This window comes from Actinomadura formosensis (assembly GCF_050948385.1).
Taxonomy (GTDB): domain Bacteria; phylum Actinomycetota; class Actinomycetes; order Streptosporangiales; family Streptosporangiaceae; genus Spirillospora; species Spirillospora formosensis.
Genome location: NZ_CP192011.1, coordinates 6,469,808 through 6,495,707 on the forward strand (window position 1 = coordinate 6,469,808; position 25,900 = coordinate 6,495,707).

General features: G+C 73.6%; 12 protein-coding genes. 1 reads left to right on the forward strand and 11 read right to left on the reverse strand.

What is annotated here, in order from left to right; genetic code table 11:
- Positions 1 to 150 precede the first annotated feature (150 nt).
- The gene (locus ACQP1N_RS30435; RefSeq protein WP_433227783.1) at positions 151 to 1,755 is read left to right on the forward strand and encodes a bifunctional 3-(3-hydroxy-phenyl)propionate/3-hydroxycinnamic acid hydroxylase; all 1,605 of its coding nucleotides are present in this window, start codon (positions 151 to 153) and stop codon (positions 1,753 to 1,755) included.
- Here the strand turns inward: ACQP1N_RS30435 and ACQP1N_RS30440 are convergent.
- From ACQP1N_RS30440 to ACQP1N_RS30490, 11 genes are all read right to left on the reverse strand, one after another.
- The gene (locus tag ACQP1N_RS30440) at positions 1,647 to 2,666 is read right to left on the reverse strand and encodes an ROK family protein (protein WP_433227784.1); all 1,020 of its coding nucleotides are present in this window, start codon (positions 2,664 to 2,666) and stop codon (positions 1,647 to 1,649) included. The genes ACQP1N_RS30435 and ACQP1N_RS30440 overlap by 109 nt on opposite strands.
- Positions 2,667 to 2,671: 5 nt before the next feature.
- Entirely contained in the window at positions 2,672 to 3,367 is a 696-nt protein-coding gene (locus tag ACQP1N_RS30445) for an HAD-IA family hydrolase (RefSeq protein WP_067800081.1), read from the reverse strand.
- A 15-nt stretch (positions 3,368 to 3,382) separates the two neighbouring features.
- Positions 3,383 to 4,459 (reverse strand): Gfo/Idh/MocA family protein, encoded by a 1,077-nt coding sequence (locus ACQP1N_RS30450; RefSeq protein ID WP_433227785.1) that lies wholly within the window; start codon positions 4,457 to 4,459, stop codon positions 3,383 to 3,385.
- On the reverse strand, positions 4,456 to 5,616 hold the full coding sequence (rifK, locus tag ACQP1N_RS30455; RefSeq protein WP_433227786.1) for a 3-amino-5-hydroxybenzoate synthase: 1,161 nt from the start codon (positions 5,614 to 5,616) through the stop codon (positions 4,456 to 4,458). Before rifK ends, ACQP1N_RS30450 begins: the two co-directional genes overlap by 4 nt.
- A 145-nt stretch (positions 5,617 to 5,761) precedes the next feature.
- Positions 5,762 to 6,565: a shikimate dehydrogenase family protein gene (locus tag ACQP1N_RS30460; protein ID WP_067800073.1), complete on the reverse strand. Its 804-nt coding sequence runs from the start codon at positions 6,563 to 6,565 to the stop codon at positions 5,762 to 5,764.
- Between the two features lie 30 nt (positions 6,566 to 6,595).
- Positions 6,596 to 7,816: a 3-deoxy-7-phosphoheptulonate synthase gene (locus ACQP1N_RS30465; protein ID WP_433227787.1), complete on the reverse strand. Its 1,221-nt coding sequence runs from the start codon at positions 7,814 to 7,816 to the stop codon at positions 6,596 to 6,598.
- Entirely contained in the window at positions 7,813 to 8,874 is a 1,062-nt protein-coding gene (locus ACQP1N_RS30470; protein WP_433227788.1) for a 3-dehydroquinate synthase family protein, read from the reverse strand. Before ACQP1N_RS30470 ends, ACQP1N_RS30465 begins: the two co-directional genes overlap by 4 nt.
- The gene (locus tag ACQP1N_RS30475) at positions 8,871 to 9,041 is read right to left on the reverse strand and encodes a hypothetical protein (protein ID WP_433227789.1); all 171 of its coding nucleotides are present in this window, start codon (positions 9,039 to 9,041) and stop codon (positions 8,871 to 8,873) included. The genes ACQP1N_RS30470 and ACQP1N_RS30475 overlap by 4 nt, the downstream gene beginning before the upstream one ends.
- 30 nt (positions 9,042 to 9,071) lie before the next feature.
- Positions 9,072 to 9,848: an arylamine N-acetyltransferase gene (locus tag ACQP1N_RS30480; protein WP_084263055.1), complete on the reverse strand. Its 777-nt coding sequence runs from the start codon at positions 9,846 to 9,848 to the stop codon at positions 9,072 to 9,074.
- 14 nt (positions 9,849 to 9,862) lie between these two features.
- Positions 9,863 to 20,365: a type I polyketide synthase gene (locus tag ACQP1N_RS30485; protein ID WP_433227790.1), complete on the reverse strand. Its 10,503-nt coding sequence runs from the start codon at positions 20,363 to 20,365 to the stop codon at positions 9,863 to 9,865.
- A gap of 48 nt (positions 20,366 to 20,413) precedes the next feature.
- On the reverse strand, positions 20,414 to 25,873 hold the full coding sequence (locus ACQP1N_RS30490) for an SDR family NAD(P)-dependent oxidoreductase (RefSeq protein ID WP_433227791.1): 5,460 nt from the start codon (positions 25,871 to 25,873) through the stop codon (positions 20,414 to 20,416).
- Positions 25,874 to 25,900 lie beyond the last annotated feature (27 nt).

Here is a 25,900-nt window from a genome sequence, read left to right on the forward strand (position 1 = left end):
GGGGCGGCCGAGGAACACGGCTCTATAAGGCTGAGGGATGCCGTGCCGGCACGGCCTGCCTAGCATGACGCCCGGACTGTCACGTGCGCTCTGGATTGTTCCGGCATTTTCTGGTGTGGCCGAATTCAGCCTGTCGATAAGCGTGGACCTGTGAGGTTTTCCTTGACGGACGCGGACGTCATCATCGTGGGCAACGGGCCGATCGGCGCGACACTTTCGGTGCTGCTCGCCCAGCGCGGCCGGCGGGTGACCGTGCTGGAACGCCGCCCCCGGCCGTACCGGCTGCCCCGGGCGACCAGTTTCGACGGGGAGACCGCCCGGCTGCTGGCCGGGACGGGGATCGGGCCGGACCTCGGCCGGATCACCGAGCCCGCCAACGGCTACCAGTGGCGCACCGCCGGCGGCGACACGCTGCTGGACATCGCGTTCACCACGGCCGGCCCCTACGGCTGGCCGGACGCCAGCACGATGCACCAGCCGGCTCTGGAGGAACTCCTCGCGGCCAGGGCGGCCGCGCTTCCCGGCGTCACGGTGCTGCGCGGGCACGAAGTCGTGGACATCGCCGACGGCGCGCAGCGGGTGAAGGTGACCGCCGCGACCGGCGACGGCGCGACGCGCGTCCTCTCCGCACGGTGGGTCGTGGGATGCGACGGCGCCAACAGCTTCGTACGCGACCGCCTCGACGTGCCGGTGACCGATCTCGGTTTCTCCTACGAGTGGCTGCTCTGCGACGTCGAACTCCGCGAGCCGCGCGAGTTCGTCCCCACGAACGTGCAGATCTGCGATCCGGCCAGGCCCACGACGCTGGTGGGCAGCGGCCCCGGGCGGCGGCGCTGGGAGTTCATGCGGCTGCCGGGCGAGAGCACGGCCGAACTGAACAGGGACGAGACGGCGTGGCGGCTGCTGGCGCCGTCCGGCGTCACCCCCGGCAACGCCACGCTGCTGCGCAGCACCACCTACATCTTCCAGGCCAGGTGGGCCGACCGGTGGCGGGTGGGCCACGTCCTGCTGGCCGGCGACGCGGCCCACCTCATGCCGCCGTTCGCCGGGCAGGGCATGTGCTCGGGCATCCGCGACGTCGCCAACCTGGCGTGGCGGCTCGACCTGGCGCTCCGCGGGCCGGCCCCCGAATCCCTCCTGGACGGCTACACCGAGGAGCGCCGTGCGCAGGCCGAGGAGGCGATCCTGGCGTCGGTCCAGCTGGGCCGGGTGATCTGCGTGACGGACCCGGTGGCCGCCGCCGAGCGGGACGCCACGGTGCTGGCCGGCCGGCGCGGCAGGCCGCCGACCCGCCCGGAACCGGCGAAGCCGCTCTCCGGCGGGCTGCTGCACCGGCGGCCGGGAGCACGGGAGGCCGAGCCGCCCGCCGGTGCGGTCATCCCGCAGGGACGGGTGAGCCGGCAGGGGGTCTCCGGGCTGTTCGACGACGTGGTGGGCCGCGGGTTCGTCCTGCTGACCACCGAGGATCCGCGTACCGCGCTCGGCGGGGACCGGCTCGCGTTCCTCAGCGAACTGGGCACCCGCGTGGTGCGGCTGCTGCCGCCCGGCGCCGAACCCGGCACGGCCCACGACGTGGTGGACGTGGACGAGGTCTACCGGCCGTACCTGGCGCGGTTCGGGGCCACGTCCCTGCTCGTCCGGCCGGACTACCACGTCTTCGGCGCCGCCGGCGGCGCGGACGGCGCCGAGCTGCTGGTGGACGACCTGCGCGACCGGTTGGGCGGCATCGCACCGGCGGGCGCGCGGAGACCGTGATCATCGGGCCGTCCCGGGCGGGGTGCGATCAGCCGGGCGAGCGACACCGCGCCGTGCAGCGACGACAGGCCGCCCAGCCTGGCCGGCTCCACCGGCAGCGGGTCGTGGACCGCGCGCGTCAGCCCGGCCAGATGGACGGCCACCCGGTCGATGATCCCGGGGATGCCCGCCGCGAAGCCGCCGCCGATCAGCGCGCGGCGCGGATGGACCAGTTCCCGCACCCCCGCCACCGCCGCGGCCAGTGCCCGGCAGCTCCGGTCGACCGCGGTGACGGCCCACGGCCGCTCGTCGCTCAGCGCGTACCGCAGCTCGTCGAACGTGACGGCCGCGCCCCGCAGCAGCTCCGCGCGGCGCAGCGTGGCCGGTCCGGAGGCGATCGCCTGCAGGCAGCCCCGCCGGCCGCAGACGCACCGCGCGCCGCCCAGCTCGACGATGAGGTGCCCGATCTCGAACGAGCCGCGGCCGAGCCCGGGGCACGGCTCGCCGCGCAGGACGAGACCGCCGCCGACACCGGTGCCCACGCCGACGTAGAGGAGGTCGTCGCAGCCGGCCTCCCGCGCTTCGGCGAGCGCGCCGAGGTCGCCGTCGTCCGCCCAGGCGACGGCGACCTCGGGGAACAGCGCCCGGAGTGACGCGGCCAGGTCCAGGCCGGTCCACTCCGGCCGGCTGGGCCACGAGGTGACCCGGCCCGCCGGGCCGACCGTCGCGGGCATCGCGACGCCCACCGCCCGCGGTGCCGTTCCGATCCTCGCCCGCAGCTCCGCCACATGGCCGGTGAGCTGGGCGAGATCCCGGGCGGCGCTGTGCCGGGGCGCCCAGGGGAACGCGGTCTCCTCGACGCTCCCGGTGTCGGACTCGGCCCGGAAGGCGACCTTGGTGCCGCCGACGTCGATGCCGAGGTAGTGGGCCACGCGCGTCAGCGGCCGGGCACCGGCGGGCAGAGGGCGAGGAGGTCCGCCGGGCGCCGCAGAACCACGTCGGGACCGGTGGCGAGCAGTTCCGCCTCGTCGGGGCCGGCCCACAGCGCGGCGGCCGCGGCGACGTCGGCGCCTTGGGCGCTGGTCATGTCGGTCGGTGCGTCGCCCACCATGATGGCCCGCTCGGCGGGCACGTCGAGCAGGCTCAGCGCGTGCCGCACGATGTCCGGGGCGGGCTTGGGCCGGGCGACCTCATCGGAGCCGATCACGTGCTCGAAGAACGGGAGCAGGCCCAGCCGGTCGAGCAGCGAGCGCGCCCGCGGGCCGCTCTTGCCGGTGGCGACGGCGAGCCGCAGCCCGCGGACCCGCAGTGTCAGCAGCAGCCCGACGACTCCGTCGAACACCGTCACCCGGTCGGCGAGGCGGTAGCTCTCGCGGACGAACGGCTCCTCCAGCGCGGGCGGCAGGTTCATGATCCGCATGATGTCCGGGAAGTAGCGGCCCAGGTGGCGCCGGTACTCCTCGAAGGGCGCGGGGCCGTCGCCGACGACCTCGGCGTAGGCGATGGCGAATGCCTCGCGCATCACCGCGAAGCTGTCGACGATGACCCCGTCCAGGTCGAAGACGACGGCGTGCCGGACCGGTGCGGACGTGTCGGCCGCGGCGGCCGGCCGCTCGCCCAGGGGGACTGCCATGGGGCACCTCCGGATCTACTGGAACGCGGGCTCCGCTCGCCGGGCACGCGCCGAGCGGGCGGACGCGTAGAAGTTCTCGATCACGTGGACGATCGGCCGGGCCGCGGCGACGGCCCGGCCGCGGTTGCCCGGGTCCGCCAGCATCGCGGCGAGGGCGTCCAGCTGCCGCCGGTACTCGACACCGATCTCCTCGGCGGGCACGGCGAGCCGGGTCATGGTGCCCTCGCGGGTCACCGTCAGCACGGGTTCGGGCTCCCGGTTGGGGCTGAAGCCGAACGTGCACCTCAGCTCCGCGGTGCCGGCACTGCCCTCGACCCGGATCAGGGAGACGTCCCGTGCCTCGTGCGACGCCCAGCCGGTCCGCAGGGAGACCGAGACGCCGTCGTCGCGGACCAGGAAGCCGCGTGCGGTGTCCTCGACGTCGGCGGCGACGGCGCCGGACCGGTCCCGCCGCCACGCCGCACGCCACGCGTCGAGGTTGACGAAGTCGTCCGAGGTCACGCCGGCCACCTGCGTGACCCGGGCCGGGCCGAGCAGGAACGCGAGGGTGTCGAGCAGGTGCCACCCGAGGTCGAGCAGCGCCCCGCCGCCGGCCCTGTCGCGCCGGGTGAACCAGCCGCCGGGCCGCGGTACACCGCGTGCCCGTACCCAGGCCAGGTCGACATGCCGGACGTCGCCCAGGTCCGGCACGACCCGTCCCAGCGCCTGGACGTCACCGCGGTAACGGGCGGCGCTGCCGGCCAGCAGCATCCCGCCGCCGCGCTCGGCCGCCGCGAGGATGTCGGCCTCGGCCGAGGTCAGGCACACCGGTTTCTCCAGGAAGACCGGGATCCCGGCGGCGAGCAGGGCACCGGCCACCTCGACGTGCAGGTGGTTGGGCACCGCGACGACGGCCAGGTCGACCGCTCCCGCGGTGAGCGCGTCCACCGCGGGATGCACGGCGATGCCCGTCGCCTCCCCGAACGCCGCGCGCGCGACCGGGTCGGCGTCGACGGCGGCGACCACCTCGAAGCCGCCGTGCTCGCGCAGCAGGGGAAGCCACAGCTCCCGTCCCGCCCAGCCGAGCCCGGCCAAGGCCACCCGGACGCTCATACGGCGGCCACGGCGTCGGCGATGATCTCGGCGGTGGCGTGCATCTCCCGCTCCCCCGCCAGCAGGACGCGGTGGTGCAGCCAGACGCAGTCCCGGCTGATGGCGTCGGTGTTGGGGCAGCGCTCCGCGATCGCGTCCGGGGTCTCGTCCGGCGCGCCGATCTCCCAGAACGCCTCGGTGCGGTAGATCGCGCGGAACGCGGCGAACGCGGGCAGGCCGGCGTCGGCGAGCCGGTCGACAAGGGCGTTGCGCTTCTCCTCCGCGATCCCGGGGAGGCGGAACATCGCCATGTAGTGCGAGTGGCGGTCGGCGCGCACGTCGCCGCCCTGGGGGACGACGCCGTCGATCGCCCCGAGCAGCCGGGACAGCAGGGTCCAGCGCTTGCCGCGGAGCGCGATCTGCTCGTCGAGGCGGCGCAGCTGCGCCCGCAGCACCGCCGCCGAGAACTCGTTCATGCGCAGGTTGGAGCCGGCGATCCGGTGGAGGTACCGGCGGTCGTCCCGGGGGCGGCCGCAGCTGTGCCGCAGGAACGCCGTCTCGTACATCTCGGTGTCGGGGAACAGCACGGCGCCGCCTTCGCCCGCGGTCATCAGCTTGCCGTTCTGGAAGCTGAACGCCGCGACGCTGCCCAGTTCACCGACGCGCTTGCCCTGCCAGCGCGCGCCGTGGGCGTGCGCGGCGTCCTGGAGCAGCGGCACACCGGCCTCGGCGGAGATCTTCGCCAGCGCGTCCATGTCCGCCATGAGCCCGGCCATGTGCACCGGCATGATCAGGCGGGTGCGCGGTGTGATGGCGGCGGCCACCGCCGCCGCGTCGATGCAGTAGGTGTCCGGGCGGACGTCGACCGGGACCGCGACCGCGCCGAGCCGCTGGGCCGCCTGGGAGGAGGAGATGAAGGTGAAGGCCGGCACGATGACCTCGGTGCCCGGCCCGGCGCCCATGCACTGCAGAGCGAGTTCCAGCGCGTGCGTCCCGTTCGTGACCGCCAGCGCGTGCTCGGCGCCGTGCTGGGCGGCGAACTCGCGTTCGAAGGAGTTCACCTCGTCCCCGCCCATGCGCCACCACTGGCCCTGCTCCAGCGCACGGATCAGGCTGTCCCGCTCGGTCTCGTCGTACTGGGGCCAACGGGGGAATTCCGGTCCCTGTCGCGCGTGCATACCTCTCCGAATCTCCACTGGGCCAATTGAGGAAATGATCGAACGACGGCCCGATTTTCGGGAATTGAGCGAATCAGCCGCTGCTCGTCAGAATATGACGGCGTATGGTGCCCCACATCCCTCGCTCTGGTAGTCGCCGGACTCTTCAGCCCAGGCCAAAAAACGCACGATATGAGGCCAGTTGCCCGTCGAGCATGTGGATTCCGTAATGGACGCGGTGGCCAAGTGCCGCCGCTTCGCGAAGAAGCCGGGTCTCCCGGGGCCGCATAATGATGTCGGCCACCACACTGCCCGATGGCAGGAGGTCCGGGCGGAATGGCAGCGGGTCGCCGGGATTCAGCCCGAGCGGTGTGGCGTTCACGGCGATGCCGGCGCCGTCCAGCAGCGGTTCGGCCGAGACGGCGGTCCTGCCCGGCCAGTGCGCGTCCAGGCGCGAGCGGAGCCCGTCCAGTTTCGCGGTGTCCGGGTCGCACACCGACAGCCGTTCCACGCCCGCCGCCAGCAGCGCGGCGGCGATGGCGCTTCCCGCGCCGCCCGCGCCGACGAGCGCCACCCGGCTGCCTCTCGGGTCGTGGCCGGCGCCCACGAGGCCCGTCACGAAACCGAGGCCGTCGAAGTTCTCCGCGTACCAGCCGCCGTCGGCCTCCCGCCTGAGCGCGTTGGCGCTCCCGGTGATCTCCACCATCGGGCCGCGGCGGTCGGCGAGCCCGGCGGCCGCCGCCTTGTGCGGCACCGTGACGAAGATGCCGTCGACGTTGCCGGCGCACTGCAACCCGCCGACGATCCGCTCAAGGTGTTCGGGCCTCGCGTGCACCGGGACCAGCACCGCGTCGATTCCCAGCCGTGCGAAGAGCGGGTTCATCAGCGCGGGCGACTGGACCTGGGCGACGGGATCGCCCACCACGACGTACAGGCGGGTGGTGCCGCCGATGGGCGGGTTTCCGGTCATCACAGCCTTCTTTCCTGGACGTCCGTCCTGTCAGCCGCGCAGCATCCGCGCGACGGCGGAGGCGAGTTCGCCCGCCTGCCCGGCGTTGAGCCGCGGGTCGCAGGCGGTCCGGTAGCGGGCGGGAAGGTCGGTCTCGGCGATTCCGGAGGACCCGCCGAGGCATTCGGTCACGTCGTCGCCGGTCACCTCGACGTGGATGCCGCCGGGATGGGTGCCGAGCCGCCGGTGCACCTCGAAGAAACCGGCGATCTCGTCGACCACGTGGTCGAAGTGCCGGGTCTTGTACCCGTTCCCCGACGTCCGGGTGTTGCCGTGCATCGGATCGCACTGCCAGATCACTTCGTGCCCGGAGGCGTTGACCTTCTCCACGATCGGCGGGAGGACGTCGCGGACGAGGGTGTGCCCCATGCGGCTCACCAGTGTCAGCCTCCCCGGTGTGCGGTGCGGGTCGAGGCGCCGCACGTACTCGACGGCCTGCTCCGGGGTGACACTCGGACCGATCTTGAGACCGATCGGGTTGGCCAGGAGCTCCGCGAACGCGACATGCGCCCCGTCGAGCTGGCGGGTGCGGTCGCCGATCCACGGGAAGTGCGCCAGGCCGCTCGACAGCAGGGGCTCCGGGCCGGCGGCGTCCACCCACAGCACGGCCCGTTCGTAGTCGAGCAGGAGCATCTCGTGGCTGATGTAGACCTCGCCCGCGCAGAGCCCGCGGACCAGCTCCATCGCGCCGGCCGCGTTGGCGTGGGCGCGCGCCATCCGGTGCGGGTCGGGTGTTCTCGCGGCGGGGGTGCGTTCCGCGGAGTTGACGATGTCGCCGCGGTAGACCGGCAGCCCCAGCGTGTCGACGGCGTTGGACCGGGGTTTGGCGTACTGCCCGGCCATGCGCGCGATCTTGACCACCGGCATGCCGGCCGCCCGGCCGAGCACGGCGGCCATCCGCTCCAGGACCCGCAGGTTGGCCCGCAGATGCGACTCGGTGTTGCCGGCGAAGGTCTCGGCGCAGTCGCCGCCCTGCAGCAGGAACGCCGCACCGCGGGCGACCGACGCGAGCCGGCCGGACAGCCGCGCCGTCTCCTCCGGCGCCACGATCGGGTCCGCGTGGTGCAGCCGTCCGATGACGGCGCTCGCCTGTTCCGGTTCCGGCCAGCGCGGCTGCTGGGCGGCGGGCCGGGCCAGCGCCTCGTCCAGCCTGCGGGCCAGGAGCCGGTCCACCGGGCGGGCCGGGCTTCCGGCGGGCGGGAACCGCCTCATGCCGGCGCCGCATCGGCCGCGGCGTCCCCGACGAGCTCGTCCAGGCGCGCACGCGGCATCTCGTCGAGGACACGGGCGACCACGTCCTCCGGCACATCGCTCACCAGCTCCGCGCCCGCGGGCCCGTCCAGGACGAAGGCGAGCCCGGTGATCGCCTTCTTGTCCCGGCGCATCTGGCGGACGAGGGCCGCCGGGTCCACGCCGGAGGGCAGGGCGGCGGGCAGGCCGTAGTGGCGGACGACCGCCAGGTGCTCGTCCACCCTGGCCCGGTCGACGCGGCCCAGCGCGCCCGCCAGCCGGCCCGCGAAGACCGTGCCGATGGCGACCGCCTCACCGTGGCGCAGCGCGAATCCGGTGGCCACTTCGAGCGCGTGGCCCAGCGTATGGCCGTAGTTGAGCAGGTGCCGTATCCCGGTGTCGCGTTCGTCCACCTCCACGATGCCCGCCTTGAGAGTCACACTGGCGGCGATCTGCTCCGTGAGCGACAGCCCGCGCAGGTCCCCCGCGCCGATGAAGTGGCAGCGGGCGATCTCACCGAAACCGTTCCGCAGCTCCCGCCGCGGCAGGGTCGACAGGTGGTCGGTGTCGCACAGCACCGCGCTGGGCTGCCAGAACGCACCGACCAGGTTCTTGCCTTCCGGCAGGTTCACCCCCGTCTTCCCGCCGACGCTGGCGTCCACCTGGGCGAGCAGCGACGTGGGCAGGTGAACCACGGCCACACCCCGGTGGTACAGCGCGGCCGCCAGCCCGACGACGTCGGTGGTCGTCCCGCCCCCGCAGGAGACGACGACGTCCGACCTGGTGAGCCCGAACCGCACGAACTCACCGCACAGCGCCTCCACGGTGGACAGCGTCTTGTGCCGTTCACCGTCCCGGGCGGGCAGCAGCAGGGTCTCCACACCGGTGTCGGGCACCCATTCCTCCGGGCGTGCCGACACGACGACGGCCCGTTCCGCGCCCAGCCGCCGAAGCACCCCGGCAAGCGACGCGCGCACCCCCGGGCCGACGAGCACCTCGTAGGAACGATCTCCGAGGCGCACCGGAACCGTCCTTCTCACGGCGCCTCCTCCTGGGCGTCCCCCGAGGTGCGGTGCGCCGGGTCCGCGGCCTTCGCCGCCCCCGGCTGACCGGTGTAGAAGACGCACAGGAACCGGACGTACGCCTCGTACCCGGCCCGGTAGAAGTTGACGAGCCACGCGAACGGACGGGCCTCGTTCTCCATCATTTCCCCTTCTGGTTGCGATCGGGCGCGAGCTCAGCCGAGGTCGCCGGAGAGGACGCGGGACAGCAGCATCCGGTGCTCGTCGTCGTCGGTGATCGTGCGGACCTGCTCACGGCCGTTCCGGACGGTGAGATAGCGGCGCTGCCGCATGAAGACCTGACCGTCCTCGAAGGCCCGGCCGCACAGGATCTCCTGGGCGTCGTCCCGCTCCGCGTCCGACAGGAGCTTCCGGAAACCGTCCTCCAGTTCCTTCCAGTCGCTCCACTGCCGGGGTTTCAGCGTGAAGGTGTAGACGAGGCCCCAGCGGGTGGCCGCTCCCCGGCGTTGCAGCACGGTCCCGGATTCGTGGCCGACCAGCCGGAACTGGCTTCCGTACTGGGTCTGCACCGTGTCGGAGACCAGCAGCGGCTCGACGTAGGTCGGGCCCGGATAGCCGACGTCCACGAGCCATTCGCCGCCGTCCAGGGAGACGCGGTTGAACATGTGCTCGATGTCGGTCCCGAAGTTGTCCCGGCCTTCGGCGGTGGTGCCCGCCACCAGCGTGACGTCGTAGCCCAGCTCCCGGAGAAGCCGGTGGAACAGGCGGTTCAGGTGGTAGCAGGCGCCGCCGCGCCCGTCGGCGATGCTCGTCTCGAAGATGGCGCCGTCGTCGAGGTCGACGATGCGCACTCCGTCAGCGAGGTCGTAGGCGGCACTGTTGTAGGGAATCGCCATGAGGTGGTTTCTCTGCAGCTTCCGCAGCGTCGTGATGTCCACACCGGTCTCTCCGGCGCAGCCGATCCGCCGCAGGTAGCGGTCCACGTCGAACACGTCATCACCCTCTTTCAGACGGAGATCGCCACTGGGGCCGCGGCCTGCTCGCCGCACATCAGCTCGTGCAGGTGCGCGGCGATGCGCTCTGGTGTCGGGTAAGCGAAAACGAGATTGGGAACGATCTTCCGTTCGGTGATGTCGCGGAGCCGGTTGCGGAGCTCGATGGCGGTGAGGGAGTCGAAACCGATCTCGAAGAGTCCCTGGTCCGCGTCGATGTGGTGGGACGCGCCGTAGCCGAGGACCGCGGCCACCTGAGCCCGCACCAGGTCGAGCAGGACCTTCGCCTGTTCGGCGGCGGGCAGCCCGGCCAGCCGCTCCGGCAGCCGCCCGCGCTCGTCGCCGGCGCCCGCGGTGCGCGCCTGCTGCCGGCCCGCACGGACCAGGCCGCGCAACATGTGCGGCACGCCGGCGCCCGCCGCCGCGGCCGCGCGCACCCCGCGCAGGTCCAGTTTGGCGGGCACCAGCATCGCCTGCCCGGACCCGACGGCGGCATCGAAGAGTTCCATGCCCTCCGCGGGCGTCATCGGCAGCAGTCCCCCGCGCCGGTTCATCCGGGAGCGGGTGAGGTCGTCGGCGCCGGCCGCCATGCCGGTGCTCTGCTCCCACAGGCCCCACGCCAGCGACAGCCCCGGAAGACCGGCCGCCCGGCGGCTCGCCATCAACCCGTCCAGGTACGCGTTCGCGGCCGCGTAGCCACCGCTGCCCGCGCCCATGAACACGCCGGAGACCGAGGAATAGACGACGAACGCGTCCAGGTCCATGCCGCGGGTCAGTTCGTCGAGATGCCGGACCGCGTCCACCTTCGGCGCGAACACCTCCGCCAGCCGGTCCGGCGTCACCGTTCCGATCACCCCGGCATCCGACACGCCGGCCGCGTGCACCACACCCACCAGGGGCTGCTCGGCGGGCACGGACGCCAGCAGGCTCGCCACCTGGTCGCGATCCGACACATCGCAGGCCACGACCGACACGGCCGCGCCCCGCCCGGTGAGGTCCGCGACCAGGTCCGCCACGCCCTCGGCGGCCGGACCCCGCCGGCCGGCCAGCACCAGACGCCGCACCCCGTGCCGGGCGACCAGATGCCGGGCCACGAGACCACCCAGCGATCCGGTACCGCCCGTGACCAGGACCGTCCCTTCCGGACCGAACACCGCCGGGGCGTCCGGCACGGCACCGCCGGCACGGGTGAGCCGGGGCACCGACAGGGCCGTGCCGCGGACGGCGACCTGCGGTTCCCCACCGGCCAGCACCGGACCCAGCACCGATTCCGCCCCGTCCCCGGAAGCCGGGTCGAGGTCGATCAGCACGATCCGGCCGGGGTTCTCGGCCTGGGCGGCCCGGACCAGACCCCACACCGCCGCGGCGGCCGGGTCGGTCACCGCGCCGTCACCGGCGGGCACCGCGCCCCGGGTCGCGACCACCAGCCGCGACTCCTCCAGCCCGCCCCCGGCCAGCCAGCACTGCACCGCGTCCAGCACCCGGGTCGTCAGCTCCAGCACGGCGCCGTCGCCGTCAGCGCCGTCGGCGACGGCTTCCAGGACTGCCGCCGCCGGGGCGTCCGCACCCGACAGCACGTCGTCGGCCAGGGTCGCCACCTGTTCCGCGTCGGCCACCGGCACCCACGACGGCGAAGGCCCGCCCGGCAGCGAAGGCAGCCCCACCCACGCCACGTGGAACAACGAGTCGGCGCGCGCGGTGCCCGCCGCCGTCGCCAACTGCTGGTCGGTGACCGGCCGGCCCATCAGCGAGTCCAACGTGACGACAAGGCCGCCCGCCTCGTCCGCGGCCTCCAGGGACATCGCGTCGGGTCCGGGTTTCGCGACGCGAACCCGCAGCACCGCGGCACCGGCCGCGTGCAGTCGCAGCCTGTTCCACGCGAACGGCAACCGCAGTTCCCGCCCATCCGGTTCGCCCTCGTCCGCCGCGGCGCTCAGCATGGTCGAGTGCAGGGCCGCGTCCAGCAGCGCCGGGTGGATGCCGAACCCGCCCGCCTCCTTGCGCTGGTCCTCGGGCAGGGCGACCTCGGCGAAGGTCTCCTCGCCGCGCCGCCACACGGCCCGCACGGCCTGGAACGTCGTCCCGTACTCGTAGCCCACCTGCGCGAGCAGCCCGTAGCCACCGCTGGTGTCGACCGGCCGCGCGCCGGGCGGCGGCCAGGCGGTGAAGTCGAATCCGGTGCCGCCCCGATCCGGCCGGCCCGTGGCCGCCAGCACACCGGTGGCGTGCCGGGTCCACGTATCCGCACCGGCGTCTTCGCGGAGGGAGTACACCTCGACGGTGCGTGAGCCGTCCTCGCCCGGCCCGCTGAGTGCCACCTGTACGCAGACCCCGCCGTGCCGGGGCACCACCAGCGGCGCCTCGATCACGAGCTCGTCGAGAACCGGGCACCCGGCTTCGTCCCCGGCACGCACGGCCAGCTCGACCAACCCGGTGCCGGGGACGATGACGACGCCCCTGACCGCATGGTCTGCCAGCCAGGGATGCGTCCGCAGCGACAGGCGTGAGGTGAACACCAGGCCGTCCGACTGCGGCAGTTGCACGACCGCGCCGAGCATCGGGTGGTCGGCTCCGGCCAATCCCAGTGAGACGGCATCGGTGGCGGGCTCGGTCGCGTGCAGCCAGTAGTGCCGGTGGTCGAAGGCGTAGGTCGGCAGTTCCACCCGTCCGGGCGGGACGGTCGGCAGCATGGTGGTCCAGTCGACGGGGACGCCCCGGACGAACAGCTCGGCCATCGAGGTCAGCAGCCGCCGCATCCCGCCGTCCTCACGCCGCAGCGACCCCGTCACCACGGCATCGGCGTCGGTCTCGTCCACAACCTCGCTGATCGGCTGCACCAGCACCGGATGCGCACTGACCTCCACGAACACCGTGTGACCCTGGTCGATCAGGTCGGCCACCGCCGGGCCGAACCGCACCTGCTGCCGCAGGTTCCGGTACCAGTACGCGCCATCGACAACCCCGGCGTCCCGGATCCACCCACCGGTCACCGTCGAATAGAACGGAATGGCCGGTGCTTGCGCATCGATCCCGGCCAGCGCATCGGCCAGAGACTCACGGATGTCGGCCACATGCCGACTGTGCGAGGCGTAGTCCACCGCGATCCGCCGCCCGCCGAGCGCATCGACCGCTTCGGCCAGCGCCTCGGCATCACCCGCGATCACCACCGAAGACGGCCCGTTCACCGCCGCCACCTCGACCCGGCCCGCCCACGGCTCCAACCGCGCCGCGGCCTCGACCTCGCCCAGCGCCACCGACGCCATACCGCCACGCCCCGACAACCGGGCGGCGATGGCCTGACTGCGCAACACCACCACCCGCACCGCGTCCTCCAGCGACAGCGCACCCGCCACACAGGCGGCGGCGATCTCCCCCTGGGAGTGGCCCACCACCGCGTCCAGCCGCAGTCCACACGACCCCCACACCGCCGCCAACCCCACCATCACCGCAAAACTCGCCGGCTGAAGGACATCAACCCGCTCCAGCAGCCCAGGATCGGCCTGGCCCCGCAGCACCTCGATCAGCGACCAGTCGACCCACCGCTCCAACACGGCCGCGCACTCGGAGAGCCGCTCGGCGAACACCGGCGAGGAATCCAGCAACTCCCGGCCCATGCCAACCCACTGCGTCCCCTGACCGGGGAACACCCACACGACCTTGCCCGGCGTGCCCGCTCGGCCGGTGACCACGCCGGCCACGGTCTCACCGCGCGCCAACGCACCCAGCCCAGCCCGCGCCTCCTCACGGGAGTCCGCCACCACCACGGCACGCTCACCGAACACAGCCCGGCCCGTCACCAACGCACCCGCCACCGCGGACAGGGGCACATCACCCTTTCCGAGGAACCCAGCCAGCCGCTCGGCCTGACCCGCCAGAGAAACAGTGCTGCGCGCGGACACCACCAGCGGCACCACACCATCCGGCACCGTCTCGGCCACGGCGGGCAGCGTCTCCTCGGCCGGTGCTTCTTCGATGATCAGGTGCGCATTGGTCCCGCTGACCCCGAACGAGGACACACCCGCCCGGCGCGGACGACCATTGCGCGGCCACTCCCGCACCTCGGTCAGCAACTCGACCGCACCAGCCGACCAATCGACCTGAGTGGTGGGCTCGTCCACGTGCAAGGTGGGCGGCATGACACCATGCCGCAACGCCTGCACCATCTTGATCACACTCGCCACACCGGCCGCAGCCTGCGCGTGCCCAATGTTCGACTTCAACGAACCCAGCCACAACGGACGCTCCGGATCCCGGTCCTGCCCGTAGGTGGCCAGCAGCGCTTGCGCCTCGATCGGATCACCCAGTGCCGTCCCGGTCCCGTGACCCTCGACCACATCCACATCGGACGGTGCGATCCCAGCGTTGGCGAGCGCTGCGCGGATCACCCGCTGCTGCGACGGACCATTCGGCGCCGTCAACCCATTCGACGCACCATCCTGATTCACCGCGCTGCCCCGCAACACCGCCAGCACCCGATGCCCACGCTCCCGCGCCACCGACAACCGCTCCAACACGACGATCCCGACGCCCTCGGCCCAGCCCGTGCCATCGGCACCGTCCGCGTACGCCTTGCAGCGACCGTCCACGGCCAGCCCGCGCTGACGCGAGAACTCCACGAAGGTGCCGGGCGTCCCCATCACCGTCACGCCGCCGGCCAGCGCCATCGAGCACTCACCCGACCGCAGCGCCTGCCCGGCCAGATGCATCGCCACCAGCGACGACGAACACGCCGTGTCCACCGTGACCGCCGGGCCCTCGAAACCGAACACATAGGACACCCGGCCCGACGCCACGCTCGACGCCGCCGCCGTGCTCGCGTAGCCCTCCAGTTCCGGCGCGGCCACGCCCATCCCGTAGCCCTGGCTGGACACGCCGGTGAACACCCCGACATCGGTGCCCTTCAACGACACCGGGTCGATGCCCGCTTGTTCCACCGCCTCCCAGGAGGTCTCCAGCAGCAACCGCTGCTGCGGGTCCATCGCCAGCGCCTCACGCGGCGAAATCCCGAAGAACCCCGCGTCGAACTGGCCCGCCTCGCCCAGGAAACCGCCCTGGCTCGTGTACGAGGTGCCCGAACGGTCCGGGTCGGGATCGAACAGGCCCTCCAGGTCCCAGCCCCGGTCGCCGGGGAATGGCGACATGCCCTCGCGGCCTTCGAAGACCATGCGCCACAGGTCCTCGGGATCCGCCACGGCGCCCGGCAACCGGCACGCCATCCCCACGATCGCGATCGGCTCGCCGGGATCCGCGGCGGCCACGGTCGCGGCGGGCGCGGCGGACGCCGTCCCGCCCAGTTCGTCCCGCAGGTGGCGGGCGAGCGCCAGCGGGGTCGGGTAGTCGAAGACCAGCGTGGCCGGGAGCTTCGACCCGGTCGCCTCGCGCAGGCGGTTGCGCAGCTCCACCGAGGTCAGCGAGTCGAATCCCGCGTCCTTGAACACCGCGTCCGCCGCGACGCCTTCTGGTCCGGTGTGTCCGAGCACGACCGCGGCCTGACCGCGGACCATGTCCAGCAGCAGCGCCTCCTGCTCGGCCGCGGGAAGCCCGGCCAGCCGGCGGACCAGCCCGCCGTCATCGCCGGACGCCGCCCGCGCCTGCCGCCGCCCGGCCCGGACCAGGCCGCGCAGCAGGTGCGGCACCGCACCGCCGGCCGCCGCGCCCGCACGCGTCCCCCGCAGGTCCAGCTTGACCGGGACGAGTAGCGCCTGCCGGGCTCCCAGGGCGGCGTCGAACAGGTCCATGCCCTCCTGCGGCGTTATCGCGAGGACACCGCCGCGGCTCATGCGCGCCTGGTCCGCCCCGCCCAGGTGGGCGGTCATGCCGCTGGTCTGCTCCCACAGGCCCCAGGCCAGCGACACCCCGGGCAGGCCCGCCGCCCGGCGACCGGCCACCGCCGCGTCAAGGAACGCGTTCGCGGCCGCGTAGTTGCCCTGACCGGCGGCCCCGAAGGTCCCGGACGCGGAGGAGAAGACGACGAACGCGTCGAGGTCCATGTCCCGGGTCAGCTCGTCCAGGTGCCGCACCGCGTCGACCTTCGGCGCGAACACGGCGGCGAGCCGGTCCGGGGTCAACGCCTCGATCACACCGTCGTCCAGCACGCCCGCCGTGTGCACCACGCCGGTCAGCCGGCCGGGCACCGATGCCAGCAGCGCCGCCGCCTGCTCCCGGTCGGACACATCGCAGGCCACCACCGAGACCTCCGCGCCCTCCCCGGTGAGGTCGGCGACCAGTTCCTCCGCACCCTCGGCGGCCGGACCCCGCCTGCTGGCCAGGACGAGACGCCGCACGCCGTGGCGGGACACCAGATGCCGGGCGACCAAGGCGCCCAGCGACCCGGTGCCACCCGTGACCAGGACCGTCCCCTCCGGGCCGAACACGGCGGGCGAATCCGGGGCCTGATCGGTGACGCGGGCGAGCCGGGGGGCCGACAGGGCGGTGTCCCGGACGGCGACCTGGGGTTCACCGCAGGCCAGCACGGAACCCAGCACCGGCTCCACGCCACCGCCGGCGGCCGGATCGAGGTCCAGCAGGACGATCCGGTCCGGGTTCTCGGCCTGCGCGGCACGCACGAGTCCCCACACCGCCGCACCCGCGGGATCCGTCACCGTGCCCGCACCGGCGGGCACCGCGCCGCGGGTCACGACCACCAGGCGTGACTCCTCCGCCCCGGCGGCGGTCAGCCACGCCTGCACGACCTCCAGCACCCGGCACGTCAGCACCAGCGCCGCGTGCGAGCCGTCCCCGCCCACCGCCTCCAGGACCGCCACCGCGGGCACGTCCCCGCCCAGGGCCGCCACGTCGCCCGCGGTGGCCACCGGCGCCCACGGCGGCGAGGTCTCTCCCTGAACCGGCGGCAGTTCGGTCCAGTCCACCCTGAACAGCGCATCGCGGGTCGCCGCCGCGTCCAGTTGCTCAGCGGACACCGGCCGGGACACCAGTGATTCCACCGTCACCACGGGGCCACCGGTCTCGTCCGCCGCCTCCAGGGACAAGGCGGCGGGTCCGCCGGGCACCAGGCGCACCCGCAGCGCCGATGCGCCCGCGGCATGCAGCACCAGCCCGTTCCAGGCGAACGGCAGCACCGGCCGCCCGGGCTCCTCCTCCGGCGTGGCAGCGGCGCCGAGCATGCCCGCGTGCAGGCCGGCGTCCAGCAGCGCGGGGTGCAGGCCGAACCCGGCGGCGTCCGCGCGGTCGTCCTCGGGCAGCGCGACCTCGGCGAAGATCTCCTCGCCGCGCCGCCACACCGCCCGCAGCCCCTGGAATACCGGCCCGTACGCGTAGCCGCGGTCGACCAGTCCGGTGTAGAAGTCCCCCACCTCGACCCGCTGTCCACCGGGCGGCGGCCACGCGGTGAAGTCGTACCCGAGGCCCCGCGCCGGCGGCGTGGCCGACAGGAGTCCGGTGGCGTGCCGCGTCCACGCCTCCGTCTCGTCGTCGGGCTGGGAGTACACGTCCACGGTCCGGGAACCGTTCTGCCCCGGGCCGCCCACCGCGACCTGCACCCGCACCCCGCCATGCTCGGGTACGACCAGCGGCGCCTCGATCACCAGCTCGTCCAGCACCGGGCAGCCGGCCTCGTCACCGGCGCGCACGGCCAGTTCCACCAGCCCGGTGCCGGCGACGAGCACCACCCCGCCGATGGCGTGGTCGGCGAGCCAGGGGTGCGTGCGCAACGACAGGCGGGACGTGAACACCAGCCCGGCGGAGTCCGGCAGCCGCACCACCGCCCCCAGCAGCGGGTGGTCGGCGGCCGCCTGCCCGAGCGACGCCGCGTCGGCCGGGGCGCCGGTGGCGTGGAGCCAGTAGTTCCGGTGGTCGAAGGCGTACGTCGGCAGGTCCACCCAGCCTGTCACGGCCGGCAGGGCGGCGCCCCAGTCCACGGCCGCACCGCGCACGAACAGTTCGGCGACCGAAGCGATCAGGGTCTGTTCTTCCGGGCGGCCGTCGCGCAGGGCCGCGAAACAGGTCGCCTCGGCGCCGGCGGCGGTGGCGGTCTCCTCGACCAGGGCGGTCAGGGCGGCACCGGGGCCCAGTTCCAGGAACAGCGCGGCGCCGTGCTGCACCGCGGCCGCGATCCCGTCGGCGAACCGGACCGGCCGCCGCACATGCTCGGCCCAGTACCGCGGGTCGGCGAGCGCACCGGGTTCGGCCGGCCGCCCGGTCACGTTGGAGATCACCGGGATTTCCGGCCGCCGCCATGTCACGCCGGTCAGCTCCGCGGCGAAGCCGGCCAGCATCGCCTCCATCTGGACCGAATGGAAGGCGTGCGAGACCGCCAGCCGCTTCGTCTTGCGGCCCCGTTCCCGCAGCCGGCCGGCCGCCGCGAGGACGGCGTCGTGGTCGCCGGAGAGCACCACGGCGGCCGGGCCGTTGACCGCGGCGAGCTCCACGCCCTCGCCCAGCAGCCCGGCGACCTCCTCCTCGTCGGCGGCCACCGCGACCATCGCCCCGCCCGGCGGCAGCGCCTGCATCAGCCGGCCGCGGGCCGCGACGATCCGCGCCGCATCCCGCAACGACAGCGCCCCCGCGGCGTAGGCGGCGGTGATCTCGCCGACCGAGTGGCCGATCACCACGTCCGGCCGCACGCCCCAGGACGCCACCAGCCGGAACAGCGCGCTCTCCACCGCGAACAGCCCCGCCTGCGTGAACACGGTCTGGTCGAGCAGTACGGCGCTACCGCCCACCCTGCCCAGCACCACGTCCCGGACGGGGTGGTCGACCCGGCCGGCGAGGCAGGCGTCCAGCTCCGCGCAGGCCTCATCGAACGCCTCCGCGAACAGCGGGTACCGGTCGTACAGCTCCCGGCCCATCCCGACCCGCTGCGCGCCCTGGCCGGGGAACACCATCGCGACCGAGCCCGGTGCGTCCGCGCCGCCGGTCACGACACCGGGCGCGGTCTCGCCCCGCGCGAGCGCACGCAACCCGGTGAGCGCCTCCTCGCCCGTGCCGGCCACGACGACCGCACGCTCGGCCAGCACCGCACGGTGTGCGACCAGGGCGGCGGCCACGCGCGCCGGCGGCGCCTCACCGGACTCGACGAACGAGGCGAGCCGATCCGCCTGGGCCGCGAGGGAGGCGGCGCTCGCGGCCGACACGACCAGCGGCACGGTACCCGCGGGCGCCGGCTCGCCGGGGTCCTGCTCCGTGTCCGCCGGCGGCGCCTCCTCAAGGATCAGGTGCGCGTTGGTTCCGCTGATGCCGAACGCGGAAACGCCGGCCCGGCGCGGACGTCCGTCGGCCGGCCAGTCGCGGGACTCGGTCAGCAGCTCGACCGCGCCCGCCGACCAGTCCACCTGCGGTGTCGGCTCCCGCACGTGCAGGGTGGGCGGCATGACGCCGTGCCGCAGCGCCTGCACCATCTTGATCACACCGGCCACCCCGGCCGCGGCCTGCGCGTGCCCGATGTTCGACTTGACCGACCCCAGCCACAACGGCTTCCCGGGGTCCCGCTGCCCATAGGTGGCCAGCAGCGCCTGCGCCTCGATCGGGTCACCGAGAGCCGTGCCGGTCCCGTGGGCCTCCACAACGTCCACATCGGACGGAACCAGCCCGGCACCGGCCAGCGCCTTGCGGATCACCCGCTGCTGCGACGGACCGTTCGGCGCCGTCAGGCCGTTGGACGCGCCGTCCTGGTTCACCGCGCTGCCGCGCAGCACCGCCAAGATCCGGTGCCCGCGCTCCCGCGCCACCGACAGCCGCTCAAGGACCACCACACCGACGCCCTCGGCCCAGCCGGTTCCGTCGGCCGTCGAGGAAAACGCCTTGGACCTTCCGTCGGGGGCCAGAACACGCTGCCGTGAGAACGCCACGAAGGTGCCGGGCGTCGGCATCACCGTCGCGCCACCGGCCAGCGCCATCGAGCACTCGCCCTGCCGCAGCGCCTGCGCGGCGAGGTGAATGGCCACCAGCGACGACGAGCACGCCGTGTCCACCGTGACCGCCGGGCCCTCGAAACCGAACACATAGGACACCCGGCCCGACGCCACGCTCGACGCCGACCCTATGCCCGCGAACCCCTCCAGCTCCGGCGTGATCGCATCGGCGCCGTACCCCTGGGTGAACACCCCGGAGAACACGCCGACATCGGTGCCCTTCAACGACACCGGGTCGACACCGGCGTCCTCCAGGGCCTCCCACGACGTTTCCAGCAGCAACCGCTGCTGCGGGTCCATCGCCAGCGCCTCACGCGGCGAAATACCGAAGAACCCCGCGTCGAACAGCCCCGCGCCACGCAGGAAACCGCCCTGGTCGGTGTACGAGGTGCCCGAGCGATCGGGATCGGGGTCGAACAGGCCCTCCAGGTCCCAGCCCCGGTCGTCGGGGAACCCGGAAAGGGCGTCGCCCCCGGCGGCCACCAGCCGCCACAGGTCTTCTGGTGAGGACACGCCTCCCGGCAGGCGGCACGCCGCTCCCACGATGGCGAGCGGCTCGTCAGCGTGCCGAGCGCCCTGCTTGCGCAGGGTGTGCAGCTCGGCCGTGACGCGCTTGAGGTACTTGAGGAGTTTCTCGTCCGTGGCCATTTTCCTGTCCTCACGAAGTTCGCTGGAACGTGGCGTCTCAGACCGGTGTCAGACGAGACCGAGCTCGTCGTCGATGAAGCCGAGGACCTCCTCGGCGGACGCGGACTCAAGCTGGTCCGCCACCGTGGCGGCGTCCCCCTGCCCGGGGACCCCGTTGCACCGGGCCATCAGCCCCTGAAGGCGGAGCGTGATACCGGACCTCATGGACTCGTCGAGGCGCAGCCCGCTGATCAGCGCCTCGACGTCCTCGATCTTCGCGTGCACACGGGACAGCGCGTCGTCGCTTATGCCGAGCTCGGCACGCAGGTGGCGGGCGAGGGCCAGCGGCGTGGGGTGGTCGAAGACCAGCGTGGCGGGCAGCTTCAGCCCGGTCTGCTCACGGAGCCGGTTGCGCAGCTCCACCGACGTCAGCGAATCGAACCCGGCGTCCTTGAACGCCGTGTCCGCCCGCACCGCGCCGGACCCGTCGTGCCCGAGCACGACGGCGGTCTGGCCGCGGACCAGGTCGAGCAGGAGTGCCTCCTGCTCGACCTCGGCAAGGCCCGCCAGCCTGCCGACCAGGCCGCCGCCGGGGGACGCGGCCCGCGCCTGCCGCCGTCCGGCGCGGACCAGACCGCGCAGCAGGTGCGGCACCGCATCACCCGCGCGCACCTCCCGCAGGTCCAGCTTGACCGGCACCAGCAGCGCCCGCTCGGATCCCACGGCGGCGTCGAACAGCGCCATGCCCTCGGCCGCCGTCATCGCCACCGCACCGCCGCGGCCCATGCGTGCCCGGTCGGCCCCGCCGAGGTGCGCGGTCAGGCCGGTGGCCTGCTCCCACAAGCCCCACGCCAGCGACAGGCCCGGCAGGCCGGCCGCCCGGCGGTTCGACATCGTCGCGTCCAGGAACGCGTTGGCCGCCGCGTAGTTGCCCTGGCCCGCGGCCCCGAAGACGCCGGCCCCGGACGAGAACACGACGAACGCGCCGAGGCCGAGCCCGCGGGTCAGCTCGTCGAGATGCCGTACCGCGTCGACCTTGGGCGCGAACACCCTGGCCAGGTGTTCCGGGGTGAGCGTCCCGATCACGCCGTCGTCCAGGACACCCGCCGTGTGCACCACGGTGGTCAGGGGGTGCTCGGCGGGCACGGATGCCAGCAGGGCGGCCACCCGGTCCCGGTCGGACATGTCGCAGGCGACGGCCGACACCTCGGCGCCCTGCCCGGTGAGGTCGGCGACCAGGTCCGCCATGCCGTCGGCGTCGGGGCCCCGCCTGCTGGCCAGGACGAGACGCCGCACGCCGTGGCGGGCGACGAGATGCCGCGCCACGAGGCCGCCCAGCGTGCCCGCGCCCGAGACGAGCACCGTCCCGCCCGGACCGAACACCGCGGGACCGTCCGCGGTCCGGTCACCGGCGCGGGCGAGGCGCGGGACGGACAACGCCGTGCCGCGCACCGCGACCTGCGGCTCACCGGCGGCCAGCACCGCACCGAGCACGCGGCCGACACCGTCACCGGAAAGGGGGTCGAGGTCGAGCAGGACGATCCGGCCGGGGTTCTCGGCCTGTGCGGAGCGGACCAGCCCCCACACCGCCGCGGCGGCCGGGTCGGTCACCGCGCCGTCACCGGCGGGCACCGCGCCCCGCGTCACGACCACGAGCCGGGATTCCTCCGGCCCGGCCGCGGTCAGCCACGCCTGCAGCACGCCCAGCACCCGGGAGGTCAACGCCAGGGGCGTGTCCCCGCCGCCACCGCCGCCGGCCTCCAGCACCGCCACGGACGGCACGCCCCCGGCCTGCGCCACCACGTCGTCCGCGGTGGCCACCGCCGTCCACGACGGTGACGGCTCGCCCTGGGGCGGGGGCAGCTCGGCCCAGTCCACCCGGAACAACGAGTCGCGGTTCCCCACCGACACGGCACCGGGCCCTTCGGGGGACACCGCGCGAAATGCCAGCGAGTCCACCGACACCACCGGGCCGCCGGCGCCGTCCGCCGCCTCCAGCGACACCGAATCAGGCCCGTGGGGTACCAGCCGCACCCGCAGCACCGAGGCACCCGCGGCGTGCAGCACGAGCCCGCGCCAGTCCAGCGGTTGCCGCGGCTCGTCGTGGGCGGCGCTCAGCAGGGCCGGGTGCAGCGCCGCGTCCAGCAACGCCGGGTGAACACCGAACCGCCCCGCGCTCTCCCGCTGGTCTTCGGGCAGGGCGACCTCGGCGAAGACCTCCTCGCCGCGCCGCCACACCGCGCGCACACCCTGGAACACCTGTCCGTAACCGAACCCGAGATCGGCCAGGTCGTCGTAGCAGCCCTCGACCTCGATCCGCTCGGCGTCCGGCGGCGGCCAGGCGGTGAAGTCGAATCCCGTGCCCGGAGTCGTCGCCGCCGTTGACAGGAGTCCGGTGGCGTGCCGCGTCCAGGCGTCGCCGTCACGCAGGGAGTACACCTCCACGGTGCGTGAACCGTCGTCGGCCGGGCCGCCCAGCACCACCTGCACACGGATCCCGCCGTGCTCGGGCACCACCAGGGGCGACGCGATCACCAGCTCGTCGAGCACCGAGCAGCCGGCCTCGTCGCCGGCGCGCACGGCCAGCTCGACCAACCCACTGCCGGGAACGAGCACCGCACCGCCGACAACATGATCGGCCAGCCAGGGGTGCGACGCGAGCGACAATCGCGAGGTGTACACCGACCCGTCCGACCACGGCAGCGGCACCACCGCCCCCAGCATCGGATGATCGGCCGGCACCTGCCCCAACGACGCCGCATCCGTCGCCGCCCCGGCCGACTGGAGCCAGTAGTGCCGGTGGTCGAAGGCGTAGGTCGGCAGTTCCACCCGTCCGGACGGGACGGTCGGCAGCATGGTGGTCCAGTCGACGGGGACGCCCCGGACGAACAGCTCGGCCATCGAGGTCAGCAGCCGCCGCATCCCGCCGTCCTCACGCCGCAGCGACCCCGTCACCACGGCATCGGCGTCGGTCTCGTCCACAATCTCGCTGATCGGCTGCACCAGCACCGGATGCGCGCTCACCTCCACGAAGACGCCGTGACCCTGGTCGATCAGGTCGGCCACCGCCGGGCCGAACCGCACCTGCTGCCGCAGGTTCTGGTACCAGTACGCGCCGTCGACAACCCCGGCGTCCCGGACCCACCCTCCGGTCACCGTCGAATAGAACGGAATGGCCGGTGCTTGCGCGTCGATCCCGGCCAGTGCATCGGCCATCAGGTCCTGGATGTCCTCGACCTGATTGGTGTGCGATCCGTAGTCCACGGCCACTCGCCGCACCCGGACACCCCGGCCTTCGAGTGCCTCCAGAGCCTCGGACAGGGCCTGAGCCTCACCCGCGACCACCACCGAAGACGGCCCGTTGACCGCGGCCACCTGCACCCGGCCCGCCCACGGCTCCAGCAACTCGGTCGCATCGTCCTCGCCCAGCGCCACCGAGGCCATACCGCCACGCCCCGACAGGCCGGCGGCGATGGCCTGACTGCGCAACGCCACCACCCGCACCGCATCCTCCAGCGACAACGCACCCGCCACACAGGCGGCCGCGATCTCCCCCTGGGAGTGGCCCACCACCGCATCGGGAACCACACCCGCCGCCCCCCACACCGCCGCCAGACCCACCATCACCGCAAAACTCGCCGGCTGAACGACGTCAACCCGGTCCAGCAAGGCAGGGTCAGCCTGGCCGCGCAGCACCTCGATCAGCGGCCAGTCGACCCAGCCCGCCAACACAGCCGCGCACTCGAAGACCCGCTCGGCGAACACCGGCGAGGCATCCAGCAACTCCCGGCCCATACCAACCCACTGCGCACCCTGACCCGGAAACACCCACACGACCTTGCCGGGCCCATCAGCAGAGACACCGCCAGTCACCACACCGGACGCCGCCTCACCACGCGCCAACACACCCAACCCAGCCCGCGCCTCCTCACAAGACCCCGCCACCACCACAGCACGCTCACCGAACACAGCCCGGCCCGTCACCAACGCACCCGCCACGCGCGGCAACAACGGCTCATCAGCCCCATCGAGGAACGCCGCCAGCCGCCCGGCCTGACCCGCCAGGGAAACGGTGCTGCGCGCAGACACCGGCAGTGGCACGACGCCCGTGGACTCCCCGTCGCCAAGGTCCGGCTCCGGTTCCTCGGGGGCCTCCTCCAGGATCAGATGCACGTTGGTCCCGCTGATCCCGAACGCCGAGACCCCGGCCCGGCGCGGACGACCGTTGCGCGGCCACTCCCGCGCCTCGGTCAAGAGCTCGACCGCTCCCGCCGACCAGTCCACCTCGGTCGTCGGCTTCCGTACGTGCAGCGTCGGGGGCAGCACACCGTGCCGCAGCGCCTGCACCATCTTGATCACGCTGCCTACGCCCGCGGCGGCCTGCGTGTGCCCGATGTTGGACTTCAACGACCCCAGCCACAACGGCTTCCCGGGATCCCGGTCCTTCCCATAAGTGGCGAGCAGCGCCTGCGCCTCGATCGGGTCGCCCAGTGCCGTCCCGGTCCCGTGGCCCTCGACCACGTCCACATCGGACGGTGCGATCCCGGCGTCGGCGAGCGCTGCGCGGATCACCCGCTGCTGCGACGGGCCGTTCGGCGCCGTCAGCCCGTTGGAGGCACCGTCCTGATTCACCGCGCCGCCGCGGATCACCGCGAGAATCCGGTGCCCGCGCTCCCGCGCCACCGACAACCGCTCCAGCACCACCACACCGACGCCCTCGGACAGGCCCATCCCGTCGGCGCCGTCCGCGTACGCCTTGCAGCGACCGTCCTCGGCCAGCGCGCGCTGCCGTGAGAACGACAGGAACGAACCGGGCGTCGCCATCACCATCGCGCCACCGGCCAGCGCCATCGAGCATCCCCCTTGCCGCAACGACTGCGCGGCGAGGTGAATGGCCACCAGCGACGACGAGCACGCGGTATCGATCGTGACCGCGGGGCCCTCGAACCCGAACACGTAGGACACCCGGCCCGACGCCACGCAGGGCGCCGCTCCCGTGCCGGCGAAGCCCTCCGACTCCGGTGTGACGACACCACCGCCGGCCCCGTAGCCCTGGCTGGACAGCCCGGTGAACACCCCGACGTCGGCGCCCTTCAACGACACCGGGTCGATGCCCGTCCGTTCCACCGCCTCCCAGGAGGTCTCCAGCAGCAGCCGCTGCTGCGGGTCCATCGCCAGCGCCTCACGCGGCGAGATACCGAAGAACCCCGCATCGAACTGGCCCGCACCACGCAGGAAACCGCCCTGGTCGGTGTACGAGGTGCCCGAACGGTCCGGATCCGGATCGAACAGGCCGTCCAGGTCCCAGCCCCGGTCGTCGGGGAAGCCCGCAACGGCGTCGCCCTCTTCGGCCACCAGCCGCCACAGGTCGTCGGGCGAGGACACGCCGCCCGGGTAGCGGCATGCCATGGCGACTACGGCGATCGGCTCCCGCGCCCGCTCCTCGACCTCGCGCAGCCGGTTGCGGGCATCGCGGGCATCGGCGATGGCCCTCTTGAGGTAGTCGCGAAGTTGTACCTCGTCAGCCACTGAACTCAGCTCCCATGAGATGTCCGT